Genomic DNA, 12013 nt, shown 5'->3' with positions numbered 1-12013 from the left:
AAAATAGATGAAGCCGACGATTTTGCTGCCGCTGATCTTGTTGAGCACGCCGGCCGTGCTCGCCCAGCAGGCGGACAACCGTAGTCCGGAGCAAATGCTGAAAGCCACCATCGGCGGCGTCATGGATGCCATTCGCAGCGATCCGGCGGCGCGCGCCGGCGACCTGGCGCGTACTTACCAGCTGGTCCAGCAGCGCTTCCTGCCGTCCACCGACTTCATGTTGACCACGCAATATGCGGTGGGCGGCGCCTGGGCGAAGGCCACCCCGGCCCAGCGCGAGGCCTTGTTCCAGCAGTTCCAGACCCTGCTCGCACGCACCTATGCGATTCAATTGACCCAGATCCAGGGGCAGGATACGCGCTTCCAATATGCGTCACCGGCGCGGCTGGCGCCGGACGCCACGGACGCCGTCGTGAAAACGACCGTCATCACGGCCGGCGACAGCATGCCGATCGACTACCGCATGCGCAAGACGAGCGCCGGCTGGAAGATCTACGACATCAACATGATGGGCGCGTGGATGATCCAGGTCTATCGCCAGCAGTTCGCGCCGCAGCTGGCGTCCGGCGGTATCGATGGCCTGATCAAATACCTGGCTGCCCACAACGAAGGGGCCTGAAGCCCAGGCCTGCGCACTACTCGAGCCGGCGCGCTTCTACCCATTGCCAGGACAGCAGGGCCGGAATGCCGAGCACGATCTCGCGCATGCGCTTGACCAGCGCCAGCGCCAGCGCTACCTCGCCGCCGACCCCGGCAAGCTGGCCGAACAGCAGCACCGCCGCCTCCTGCACGCCCAGGCCGGCCGGCACCAGGAAGCTGGCGTGGCGCGTCGCCTGGCTCAGGGCTTCGATGGCGACCGCGGTGCCGACCCCCACCGGATGGCCGAGCAGGCGCAGGGCATACCAGGTTTCGAAGCTGCCCAGCAGGTAGGACGCCAGCATCAGCGCGGTCGCCCGCAGCAGGCGCCGGCGCTGCCCGAACAGGCGCTGCACGTCCGCGTCGAGGCGCACGCCGTCCAGGTGCAGGGCGATTCCCTTGCCGGGACCCAGCAGGCGCAGCGCCCACGCCTCCAGCCTTGCGAACGGCGCGCCATGGCGCAGCAGCCACCAGGCCAGCACCGGCAGCGGCAAGGACAACAGCAGGCTGGCGCCGACGATCCAGACCTGGCCCAGCCCGGCCGCCAGCCGCGCCATCAGCACCACGCCGAGTCCGCAGAACAGGTAGAGCACGCCGATCGTCAGCAGCACTTCCACGATCACGCTCGCGGTAACGGCCGTGGCATCGGCAATGCGCAGGCGCGCCAGGCGCACGCCGACCACTTCGCCGCCGACCCCGGCCACCGGCAGCAGCCGGTTGACCGCGTCGCGCACGCTGGCGACCCAGAGCAGGAACAGCGGCCCGGCGGCGCGCGCCGGATCGCAGGCATCGAGCAGTACCCGCCAGGCTCGGGCGTCCAGTGCCAGCGTCAGCAGGCGTGCCGGCACCACCAGCAGCAAACCCCAGCCGGCGTGCCGGAAGGCGGACAGGATATCGGTCCAGCCTTCGAGCACCACCAGCGCGGTCAGCAGCGCGAGGCCGGCGATGATGCCCAGGTAGGCCAGCTTCTTCATGCGCACTCATGCCTGCACGGCCAGGTCGGCAAACCCGCCGAAGCGCACACCGCCGTCGCGCAGGCGGGAACAGGCCTGCCTGGTCCGCGGCGACACCAGGGCCGCGAACTCGTCGGCGTGGCGGTAGCCCGGCATCGAGGGGGAGATCGCTGCGCCCGATACCAGCGCCGGGTGCAGGTAGAGTTCGCCGATGCCGGCCGGGGGCAGATCTGCCAGCGCCGCCAGCAGGTTTGACTCATCGAAACGGCCGGACTGGCGCAAGCCGACGATATAGTCGTTGTGGGCGATGCCGGCCGTGTCCAGCCTGGCAGCGAGCAGCGCCAGCCAGGGCCGCAGCCACAGCGGCAGGCCGGCTTCGCGCGGCAGGCGCACTGCGCGCAGGCCGAACTCGCGGCCGATCTGCAGGATCAGGCCGAGGACGGTCGGATGCAGGTGGAAGTGCTTGTGCGCATTGACGTGGTCGAGCGCCAGGCCGCTCGCGGCAAAGGCTTCGAACTGGGCGCGGATTTCGCGCGCCAGCTGGCCGCGTACGCGCGGCAGGCCAAAGAAGCGGCATCCATCGCGCACCATGCGGCTGCCGAAGCGGCCGCCGGCGTCGACCAGGTCCGGAATCGCGCGCGGCGGCAGCACCGGCGCGCCGTCGGCCAGCACCAGGTGCAGGCCGACGCGCAGGCGCGGGCAGGCGCGTGCGCGGGCGATGGCGTCGCCGGCGGCCGGCGCACCCACCATCAGGCTGGCGGCGGACAGCACGCCTTCGCGGTGGGCGCGTTCGACGGCCTGGTTGACGCTCGGGTGCAGGCCGAAATCGTCGGCGGTGATGATCAAGCCCCGTGCGCCTGCGCGTGTCCGGCGTGCCGCGCCGCTCACGAGTGGGTGGCGCCGTGGGCGCGCAGGAAGTGGAAGAACTCGACGCCTTCGCGCAGCCGGCGCCGGGTCATCTCCCAACTGCCGGCCATTTCGCTGACGATCTCCCAGATCTTGGACGGCCGGAAGTAAAAGCTGCGGTAGAACTGTTCGAGGCCATGGTAGATCTCCTCGCTGGAGAGGTGCGGGTAGCTGAGCGCCGCCAGTTGCACTCCGCTCTCGTTGACCAGGTGGATGGTCTTGTTGGGCGGTATCCACTCGTTCTCCACGGCCTGTTCGTACAGACGGGTGCCGGGATAGGGCGCGGCCAGCGACACCTGTATGGTATGCGGATTGATCTCCTTGGCAAAGGCGATCGATTTGGCGATGGTTTCGCGGGTCTCGCCGGGCAGGCCGAGGATGAAGGTGCCGTGCACCGTGATGCCCAGCTGACGGCAGTCGGCGGCAAAACGGCGCGCGATGTCGGTGCGCAGGCCCTTCTTGATGTTCAGGAGGATCTGGTCGTCGCCGGACTCGTAACCGACCAGCAGCAGGCGCAGGCCGTTCTCCTTCATGATCTTCAGGGTCGAATACGGCACATTGGCCTTGGCGTTGCACGACCAGGTCACGCCCAGTTCGCCCAGGCCGCGGGCGATCTCTTCGGCGCGCGGGCGGAAGTCGGTGAAGGTGTCGTCGTCGAACATGATTTCCTTCACCTCGGGCATGTTCTCCTTGATCCAGCGGACCTCGGCCAATACGTTCTCGCTGGAGCGGGTGCGGTAGCGGTGCCCGCCGACGGTCTGGGGCCACAGGCAGAAGGTGCAGCGCGAACGGCAGCCGCGCCCGGTGTACAGCGAAACATACGGGTAGTTCAGGTAGCCGATGAAGTAATTGCGGATGTTCAGGTCGCGTCGATAGACCGGCGCCACGAAGGGCAGCGCATCCATGTCCTCGAGCATGGCGCGCGGCGGGTTGTGGCGGATGGCGTCGCCGCCCGCACCGGCCTCGCGCCAGCTGATGCCATCGATGTCCGCCAGCGGCCGGCCCTCGGCGAGCTCGCGGCAGGTGTAGTCGAATTCTTCGCGGGCGACGAAATCGATGGCGCGGCTGGCGCGCAGCGAGCCGCCCGGATCGACCGCGACCTTGGCGCCGACCATGCCGGCCAGGAGCGTCGGATTGCGCGCCTTGAGCAGTTCGGTGAAGCGCGCGTCGCTGGGAAAGGAGGGCGTGCTGGTGTGGATGATCACGAGTTCGTAGGCGCTGGCGATGTCGAGCGCCTGCTCGACCGTGAGGCCGTCCGCCGGCGCATCCAGCAGGCGGCTGCCGGGCACCAGCGCGGCGGGCTGGGCCAGCCAGGTGGGGTACCAGAACGAGCGGATCTCGCGTTTGGCCTGGTAGCGCGAGCCGGCGCCGCCATCGAAACCGTCGAAGGAGGGCGCCTGCAGGAACAGGGTTTTCAGGTGGCTCATGATCAAGGCTTCCATCGTCGGGTGAGGGTGTCGATCGGCACCAGCTGACTGCGCCAGCGCGCGGTGGCGCCGGCAAAACCGCTCAGCCACTCGAGCAGCAACAGGCAGTCGCGCAGCGGCGCCAGCATCGCATGTCCGGGTGCCGGGACGCCGGGTGCGGGCCGCTTCCAGTGCAGGCCCAGGCGGGCTGCGGCGCCCGGGAGCGCAATTGCCAGGTTGAGCGCGGTCGGCGCCAGCCACAGGCCCAGCGCCAGCATCGGCAGGGTGAAGGTGATGAAGGAGAACGCATAGCCGGCCGGATTGAGCGAGCGGATGGTCTGCATCCAGCGCCGCTCGCGCGACCACAAGGCGCGCAGGCTGGTTTCGGTGACGTCGGTGCTGACCCAGGCATCGGAGAGGACGGTCGCCAGCCCCCTGCGCCGGGTCAGCCCGCCGAGATGGTAGTCGTCGGCCAGGCGGTCCTTCAGCGCGGCGAAGCCGCCGATGGCGCGCAGCACCTCGGCCCGCAGCGCGATCGTTGCACCGAAGGCGAAGGCGCTGCTGCCGCCGCCGCTGGCGACCCGCACGGAGGGTGCGAACCAGGTGTCGATGAAGAGCGCCCCCAGGCGCGGCCAGAAGCCGCCCTCGGCCTGGCCGTGGTAGAGGCAGGTGACGATGCCGACGCCGGGGTCGCGCAGCGGCAGCGTCACGCGTTCCAGGTAACCGGGCGCGACCGCGACGTCGCTGTCGGCCAGCACCAGCCACGGGTGGCGGGCGGCTTGCATCATGTTGATCAGGTTGCTCACCTTGAGATTGCTGCCGTGGACGCGCGGATCGACCACCAGCTGCATGTCGAGCGCGGGAAAGCGCCGCGCCAGCCGCTGTACGACCGCGATGGCCGGGTCGTTTGGGTCGCGCACGCCGAATACCAGCTGGTAGTGCGGGTGGGTTTGCTGGCAGAAGGTGGCGAGGTTGTGTTCGAGCCGCGGCTCCAGGCCGCACAGGGGCTTGAGCACGCTGACGGGCACCGGCGCCGCGGTGCCGTTGCCGCCGAGGTCGCGGACGTCGCCGGGGCGCGGGCCGCGCGTGCGCGGGCGGACCAGCAGCGCCGCCAGCGCGTACAGCGTGGCCAGCAGCGTGAGGACGGTCGCGGCGACGGTGAATATGGCTGGCATCGGCGCTCTCCGTGGCCCGGCTCAGTCGGACCCGGCCTGGCGCCGCAATACCGGCCCAGGCGCCGGCGTCTTGCGGCCGCGGATCTCCTCCAGCTTGATCGCCACGTGCCGGGCGTGCACGTATTGCGCCGGTCGCTGGCCGTGCAGGGGGATTTCCGGCGCCATCGGCCCGCTGGTCCTGACACCCCTCAGCGCGACTTTCGCCGCCACCAGCGGACGGGCCAGCGTGTCGCGCACGGCGGTCGCTTCATAGCCGCTGTGCACCATGCAGTTCGCGCATTTTTCGTAGTTGCCGGTGCCGTAGGCGTCCCAGTCGGTGTCTTCCATCAGTTCCCGAAAGCTGGCGGCATAGCCCTCACCCAGCAGGTAGCAGGGCCGCTGCCAGCCGAACACCGTGCGTGTGGGATTGCCCCACGGCGTGCAGCGGTAGCTCTGGTTCCCGGCCAGGAAGTCGAGGAAGAGGCTGGACTGGCTGAACGCCCAGCGGCGCCCGCCGTCGCCGCGCGCGAGGATATCGCGGAACAGCTGCTTGGTCCTGCCGCGCGCCAGGAAGTGCTGCTGCTCGGGCGCGCGCTCGTAGGCATAGCCCGGCGAAACGGTGATGCCGTCCACCCCCATCTCGCGCACGGTGTCGAAGAAGCCGGCGACCTGCGCCGCGACCGCGCCGTCGAACAGGGTGCAGTTGATGTTGACCCGGAAGCCGGCGGCCTTGGCGCGCCGGATCGCCGCCACCGCCCGCTGATAGACGCCGTCCTGGCATACCGAGCGGTCGTGCATGGCCTGGTCGCCGTCGAGGTGCACCGACCAGATGAAGAAGGGACTCGGGCGGTACTGGTCGAGCTTCTTTTCCATCAGCAGCGCATTGGTGCACAGGTAGACGAACTTGCGCCGCGCGACGATGCCCTCGACGATGGCTGGCATGTCCTTGTGCAGCAGCGGTTCGCCGCCCGCGATCGACACCACCGGCGCGCCGCACTCGTCGACCGCACCCAGGCAATCGGCGACGGACAGGCGCTGGTTCAGGATCTCGTCCGGATAATCGATCTTGCCGCAGCCGGCGCAGGCCAGGTTGCAGCGGAACAGCGGCTCCAGCATCAGCGCCAGGGGGTAGCGCTGTTTGCCGGCTAGCTGCTGGCGCAGCACATAGGCGCCGACCAGCGCTTTTTGCAGGAAGGGGATCGCCATCTTCGTCTCCGTCGCTCGGTCGCTCCGTCGTCCGGCTCAGGCCGCGCGGTCGGCCAGCTCGCGCGGCAGGCGGAATTCGACGTGTTCGGCGATCCCGTCCATGGTCGTGACCTCGACCGGGGCCAAAGCACGCAGCGCGTCGATCACATGTTCGACCATCGATTCCGGCGCCGACGCGCCTGCCGTGATCCCGACCACGTTCGCGCCCGCCACCCAACCTGGCTCGAGCTCGCCGCCGTCGGCCAGCAGGTAGGTCGGGATGCCGCTCTCGGTGCCGATCTCGCGCAGCCGGTTCGAATTCGAGCTGTTGGTGGCGCCCACCACCAGCAGCACCTCGACCTGCCGGCAGAGCTCGCGCACCGCGCGCTGCCGGTTCTGGGTGGCATAGCAGATGTCGCGCACGTCCGGTCCGACGAGGTCGGAAAAGCGCCGCTGCAGCGCCGCGATGACGCCGCGGGTATCGTCGACGCTGAGCGTGGTCTGGGTGACATAGGCGACCGGCGTGTCGGCGGGCAGGTCGAGGGCGTCGACGTCGCGCTCGTCCTGCACCAGCAGCACGCGGCCGTCGATCTGGCCCATGGTGCCCTCGACTTCGGGGTGGCCGGCATGGCCGATCAGGATCAGCACGCGGCCGCTGGCGGCATATTGCCGTCCCTGGATGTGGACCTTGGCCACCAGCGGGCAGGTCGCGTCGAACACGCGCAGCGTGCGCGCCCGCGCATCGGCTTCGACCTGGCGCGCCACGCCGTGGGCGCTGAAGATCGTTACCGCTTGCGGCGGCACCTCGTCGAGCTCGTCGACGAAGACGGCGCCCTTGGCGCGCAGGCCGTCGACCACGGCTTTGTTGTGGACAATTTCGTGTCGCACATACACGGGCGCACCGTGCCGCTCGAGGGAGCGCTCGACGATCTCGATGGCGCGGACGACGCCGGCGCAAAAGCCGCGTGGCTGGGCTAGGATGACGCGCATGACGATTCTCCCGTGGCGAAGCAGGTTAGAGTCGGCGCACGCGCGCTGGTTCGGCCATCGGTCTACAATAAAGCGTCACTGTGCTGCAAGGGGGCGCGATGCCAGGCATGGACAGGGTGCTGGTCACGGGCGCGGCCGGGTTTGTCGGTTCCGCGGTGGCACGCGCCGCGCTGCGGCAGGGCTACGCGGTGCGCGTGCTGGTGCGGGCCAGCAGTCCGCGCCGCAACCTGGACGGGCTGGACGCGGAAGTCGCTGAAGGCGACATGCGCGACCAGCCGGCCGTCGAACGCGCGCTGGACGGCGTGCGCTACCTGCTGCACGTGGCGGCCGACTACCGCTTGTGGGCGCCCGAGCCGGCGCAGATCGCGCGCAACAATCTCGACGGCACGCAGGCGGTGATGCGGGCGGCGCTGGCGCGGCGGGTCGAGCGCGTGGTCGTCACCAGCAGCGTGGCGACACTGCGCGTGGAACCGTCGACCCTGGCCGCCACCGAGGACCAGCCGCTGCAGCCCGAGGAAGCCATCGGCGCCTACAAGCGCAGCAAGGTGCTGTCCGAGCGCCTGGTCGAGCGCATGGTTGCCGAGGAAGGATTGCCTGCGGTGATCGTCAACCCGTCGACGCCGGTCGGTGCGCGCGATGTGCGGCCGACGCCGACTGGCCGCATCATCGTCGAGGCGGCCAGCGGCAGGATGCCGGCCTTCGTCCAGACCGGCCTGAACGTGGTCGACGTCGAGGATGTGGCGCAGGGGCATTTGCTGGCGCTGGTGCGCGGCAGGACAGGCGAGCGCTATATCCTGGGCGGCGACAACCTGATGCTGCGCGATCTGCTGGGCGAGATCGCCGGGTTCGCCGGGCGCTCTGCGCCGCGGCTCAGGTTGCCGGTCGCGCCGCTGGTGCCGCTGGCGCATGCGGCCGAAGCCCTGGCCCGCTGGCGCGGCAGGGAGCCTTTCCTGACCGTGGATGGGCTGAAGATGTCGCGCAACAGGATGTTCTTCAGTTCGGACAAGGCGCGTACGGAATTGGGATACCGACCCGGACCGCACACGGCGGGCGTGCAGGCCGCGCTCGAGTGGTTCGGGCGCGAAGGCTACCTCCGCTGAATCGAGTTCAGCGCCGGCCGCGGAGGGGCCGGGCGATGCGCAGCAGCAGGCTGGCCAGGCGCGGCACCGTCGTCGGGCGCAGCAGGCGTTCGTCGTAGCCGGCAAAGCGCCGCGCGTTCTCTTCCAGGCAGAGCGCCATCAGGTCTGCCATCCCGACCTCGGTGCTGGCGACCGATTGCGCGCCGTGCAGCGTGAAGTTGTTGTCCTGCTCCTGTTCCGGCGCCATGCGCTCGGCGCCGACCGTGTGCGCCAGTCCGATCCGCTCCCACGCAAGATAGAGCCAGACCGCGGCGACCCGGGCCTCGAAGCGCAGGCGCCGCCAGAACGGGAGCCGCGCGCGGTGCCAGCCGGCCCAGTTGGCAAACAGCAGGATGTGGCGGCACTCTTCCTGCATCACCGGCTCGAAGGTGTCGACCAAAGCCTGCGGAAACAGGCCCGAACGCCGCGCCAGTTCGAACAGGCCGAACGCGAAGAAGCTGTCGATGCACTCGCTGTAGCCGGTGACGAGATAGGCCCATTCGGGATCGGCGGGCAGGGCGGGTGTCGGCTCCGGCGCCAGTGCGATGCCGTAGGCCGCCACCATGCGCGACAGCACATCCTTGTGGCGCTGCTCCTCCCATGCGTTCAGGGCCAGCGCGCCGCGCATGTCGGGCTCGCACAGGGTGCGGGCATAGGCCGCCATGCGCAGCCTGGCCTTGCCCTCGGTTTGCACCGCGATGTCCCAGATCGGCAGGGCGACGATGCGCGCACGTTCCGCCGGCGCCAGGCTTGGCCAGTCGAGCACGGCCGGGCGGTAGGGATTGAAGGTCTCGCGGAACATGCGGCAGGTTTCAGCCCGGTGCCGGTCGGTGCCCGGGATCAGCGGGCCGGGAAAGGAACTGCGCCAATGCCGTGTGCGGGTCTGCGCCGCGGCGAGCGCCGCCGGGTCGATCTCCGCCGGGGCGCCTTGCGGCGGCGGCCGGAAGCCGGGCACCAGTTGTCCCACGTCGAACGTGTCCATGCGGCCCTCCCGTCGGGTGCTTGCGTCCACGCGGCGATCATACGCCTGCGGATTCGAGGCCGCCGGACGCTTGCCGGGCAGCGCAAATGTTAGGATGCCGCCTTTACATCCGAAACACAGAGGAAGCAATGAGCATATTCGCCATGCCCGTATTCGACGCCACCGTCATCTACGAAGGCAAGGAACTCTTCAAGGGACGCGGTGCCGCGAGCGTGTGGGCCGAGAAGCTGGCACGCGAAATCGAAAGCCCGGTCACGGTGGAAAAGATCGGCACCGGCTGGGCCCTGTGCGGACGCGTCGACGACGTCGATTGCCAGTGGGGCATCCATGGCCAGCGCCTGAAGCGTCTCGATTGAGCCCGGCACCAGCTGACATGTCGACCGACGCCATCACCATCTCGCGTATCCTGCACGCCGGCTACGCGTTCGAATGCGCCGGCACGCGCATCGCCTTCGACACCATCTTCGAAAACCCGTTCAGCCGCAACTGCCACGCGTTTCCCGACGTTCGCTTCGACCACGAGCAGATCCGGCGCCTGCGTTTCGACGCCGTGTTCATCTCGCATTTTCACGACGATCATTGCTCGCTGGAGAGCCTGGACCTGCTGGACCGTGCCACGCCGCTCTATATCTACTGCATGTTCGGAGAATTGTTCGACATGGTGCGCCAACTGGGCTTCAGCCGCGTGCATGCGCTGGCGCTCGACGAGGCGGTCGAGGTCGGGCCGTTCCAGGTGGTGCCGCGCGAAGCCATGGATGCCGACGTCGACAGCATGTTCCAGGTGAGGGCCGCTGGACTGAATGTCCTGAACGTGGTCGACTCCTGGATCGACGAGGGCACGCTCGCCAAGCTGGCCGGGGAAGGGCCCTGGGACATGGTGTTGTGGCCCTTCCAGACCATGCGCGAGCTCGAAGTGCTGGCGCCGTCCCGCGCCGTCGCCGCGCCGCCCGAACTGCCGGCCGAATGGCTGGCGCAGCTCGGTACGCTGGCGCCGCGCTACATCGTGCCGAGTTCCTGCCAGTTCCAGCAGGAGCCGTGGTCGTGGTACAACCGCGCCTTTTTCCCGATCTCGTATGCGCAGTTCGCGCGCGAGGTGGGCGCGGCGCTGCCCGCTGCGCAGGTCGTGCGGCTCGACCCGTCGGTGTCGGCGCGGCTCGACGCCACTTCGCTGCGGCCGGCGCCGCCCCTGAGCTGGGTGATACCGGTTGGCGCGCAGGACGTCGACTACGTCTACGAAGGCAATGCCGCGCCGCCGCCGACCGCCGATATCGCGACGCATTTTGCGCCGCTGACGGCATCGCAGCAGGCGCGCGTCATGGATTACTGCCGGGCCGGGCTGCTCGAGAAGTATGGCGATGTCGAGGCTGCCTCCGACTATTTCGACGAGACCCGCATCTGGCAGCTCTCGGTTTACGACCATGAGGGGCGGGCGACACGTTTCCGCTACCGGCTCGCGCCCAATGGCGTAGCCTTCCTGGATGAGGGCGAGGCGCCACTGGGCTGGACGACCGAGATCCCGGCCGCCAAGCTATACGCGGCGCTCGAACTGGGCGAGTCGCTGACGTCGATGTACATGCGCATCAACGATACGGTGTTCGATGCGGAGACCGAGCGCGCGCTGCTGGACGCCGACGTGGTCGACGATCCCTTGATCCGCTGCCTGTTCAGCGACACCTTCGGGGGCTATCAGGCGGCCCAGTTGCGGCGCCTGCTGGAAGAAGCAGGCTCCGGAAAACAAGGCTAAAGGAATGGCATGGCAGACAGTATCGATGCGATAACGCAGTTCACGCTGACCGATATCGAGGTCGGATCCCGGCTGGTGGAGGCCTTGGTGCGACACGCGCAAACCGCGGCCGGGCAGCCGATCGCTCACGCAGACCTGCTGACGCTGGCGCGCAGCATGTACCCGAAAGATGCGACGCTCGGCCGCGCGGTCGTGGTCGGGATCGGCATGAAACTGGCTTTCGTCGCGGCCTTCTGCAAGGCCAATGGCTATCCGAACCTCGCTTGTCTGGCAGTGCACAAGGCGACTATGCGGCCCGTGCCTGATTACCAGGGCGATTGGGAAGCCGAGCGCCGCGCAGTTGCAGGCTTCGATTGGTCAGCCGCGCCTACCCGACTGGCCGCATATGCCGGCGAAGCGCGGACGGCGGTGCCGAAAAGGTATAAACCGCGCCAGGAGCGCCCGGCCGATGTCGCCTGGTACGCCTATTTCTGTTCGCACCGCCAGGCATGTGCCGGCATCACGAACGAGGATAAACAGGAGATTATTAATCTTCTGATGGCGGGACTCGATCCGGAAACGGCTCTGCGTCGGGTAACGGCTGCAAAAGCAGAGCTTGCGGAAATATCCTGAATGGAACGGTCAGCGATGACTGTTCAATTTTCTGTCTCTTGCGCGCTGCGGTGCGGTTTGCTATAGTTCGCGTCCTGCTTCTGCAGCACACGAAAAGCTCAACGGAATCAAATAGTTAAGCTTGCCAAAACGACCAAGTCGAGTGTGTTGTAGAAAAACGAGGGGTTGACGAGTTAAGCGAATTACTGCATAATCTCACTTCTCTGCTGCTGACGAACAAAACGATTCGCAGAACGCAGCAAGGCAGTACCGCCCTCGGCGGGAGCCAACGATCTTTAACAATCAACAGTCGATAAGTGTGGGCGTTTGATGAAAGTGCCAGTAGTT

The 12013-nt window shown here is 68.2% G+C and carries 12 protein-coding genes; 5 read left to right on the top strand and 7 right to left on the bottom strand.

Annotation, left to right across the window (positions count from 1 at the left end; translation table 11 throughout):
• The first annotated feature begins 7 nt into the window (after positions 1-7).
• Positions 8-619 (top strand): MlaC/ttg2D family ABC transporter substrate-binding protein, encoded by a 612-nt coding sequence (locus NX782_RS00060; RefSeq protein ID WP_258843429.1) that lies wholly within the window; start codon positions 8-10, stop codon positions 617-619.
• 16 nt (positions 620-635) lie between these two features.
• On the opposite strand, the gene NX782_RS00055 is transcribed toward NX782_RS00060, so the two are convergent.
• Genes NX782_RS00055 through ispH form a run of 6 tightly spaced genes read right to left on the bottom strand, consistent with a single transcriptional unit; the run spans position 636 to position 7230 of the window.
• Complete coding sequence (locus NX782_RS00055) at positions 636-1610, bottom strand: lysylphosphatidylglycerol synthase domain-containing protein (RefSeq protein WP_258843428.1); 975 nt, start codon at positions 1608-1610, stop codon at positions 636-638.
• A 6-nt stretch (positions 1611-1616) separates the two neighbouring features.
• Positions 1617-2435: a hopanoid biosynthesis-associated protein HpnK gene (hpnK, locus tag NX782_RS00050; protein WP_258843427.1), complete on the bottom strand. Its 819-nt coding sequence runs from the start codon at positions 2433-2435 to the stop codon at positions 1617-1619.
• 38 nt (positions 2436-2473) lie between these two features.
• The gene (gene hpnJ, locus NX782_RS00045; RefSeq protein ID WP_258843426.1) at positions 2474-3922 is read right to left on the bottom strand and encodes a hopanoid biosynthesis associated radical SAM protein HpnJ; all 1449 of its coding nucleotides are present in this window, start codon (positions 3920-3922) and stop codon (positions 2474-2476) included.
• A gap of 2 nt (positions 3923-3924) precedes the next feature.
• On the bottom strand, positions 3925-5076 hold the full coding sequence (gene hpnI / locus NX782_RS00040; protein ID WP_258843425.1) for a bacteriohopanetetrol glucosamine biosynthesis glycosyltransferase HpnI: 1152 nt from the start codon (positions 5074-5076) through the stop codon (positions 3925-3927).
• Between the two features lie 21 nt (positions 5077-5097).
• On the bottom strand, positions 5098-6261 hold the full coding sequence (gene hpnH / locus NX782_RS00035) for an adenosyl-hopene transferase HpnH (RefSeq protein WP_258843424.1): 1164 nt from the start codon (positions 6259-6261) through the stop codon (positions 5098-5100).
• A gap of 36 nt (positions 6262-6297) precedes the next feature.
• Positions 6298-7230, bottom strand: a complete 933-nt coding sequence (gene ispH, locus NX782_RS00030; RefSeq protein WP_258843423.1) for a 4-hydroxy-3-methylbut-2-enyl diphosphate reductase — start codon at positions 7228-7230, stop codon at positions 6298-6300.
• 98 nt (positions 7231-7328) lie between these two features.
• On the opposite strand from ispH, the gene hpnA reads away from it, so the two are divergent.
• Complete coding sequence (hpnA, locus tag NX782_RS00025) at positions 7329-8330, top strand: hopanoid-associated sugar epimerase (protein WP_258843422.1); 1002 nt, start codon at positions 7329-7331, stop codon at positions 8328-8330.
• 7 nt (positions 8331-8337) lie between these two features.
• Here the strand turns inward: hpnA and NX782_RS00020 are convergent, their stop codons facing one another.
• On the bottom strand, positions 8338-9330 hold the full coding sequence (locus NX782_RS00020) for a ferritin-like domain-containing protein (protein WP_258843421.1): 993 nt from the start codon (positions 9328-9330) through the stop codon (positions 8338-8340).
• A gap of 128 nt (positions 9331-9458) precedes the next feature.
• Here NX782_RS00020 and NX782_RS00015 point away from each other — a divergent pair, with 128 nt between their 5' ends.
• The 3 genes from NX782_RS00015 to NX782_RS00005 are packed head-to-tail and all read left to right on the top strand — an operon-like array spanning position 9459 to position 11686.
• On the top strand, positions 9459-9686 hold the full coding sequence (locus tag NX782_RS00015; RefSeq protein WP_258843420.1) for a hypothetical protein: 228 nt from the start codon (positions 9459-9461) through the stop codon (positions 9684-9686).
• 17 nt (positions 9687-9703) lie between these two features.
• Entirely contained in the window at positions 9704-11074 is a 1371-nt protein-coding gene (locus NX782_RS00010) for an MBL fold metallo-hydrolase (RefSeq protein WP_258843419.1), read from the top strand.
• Positions 11075-11083: 9 nt separating this feature from the next.
• Positions 11084-11686, top strand: coding sequence for a hypothetical protein (locus NX782_RS00005; RefSeq protein WP_258843418.1), 603 nt, complete (start codon positions 11084-11086; stop codon positions 11684-11686).
• Positions 11687-12013 lie beyond the last annotated feature (327 nt).

It is taken from the genome of Massilia norwichensis (genome assembly GCF_024753245.1).
GTDB lineage: Bacteria > Pseudomonadota > Gammaproteobacteria > Burkholderiales > Burkholderiaceae_D > Telluria > Telluria norwichensis.
This window is presented reverse-complemented; position numbering and strand designations above follow the sequence as displayed.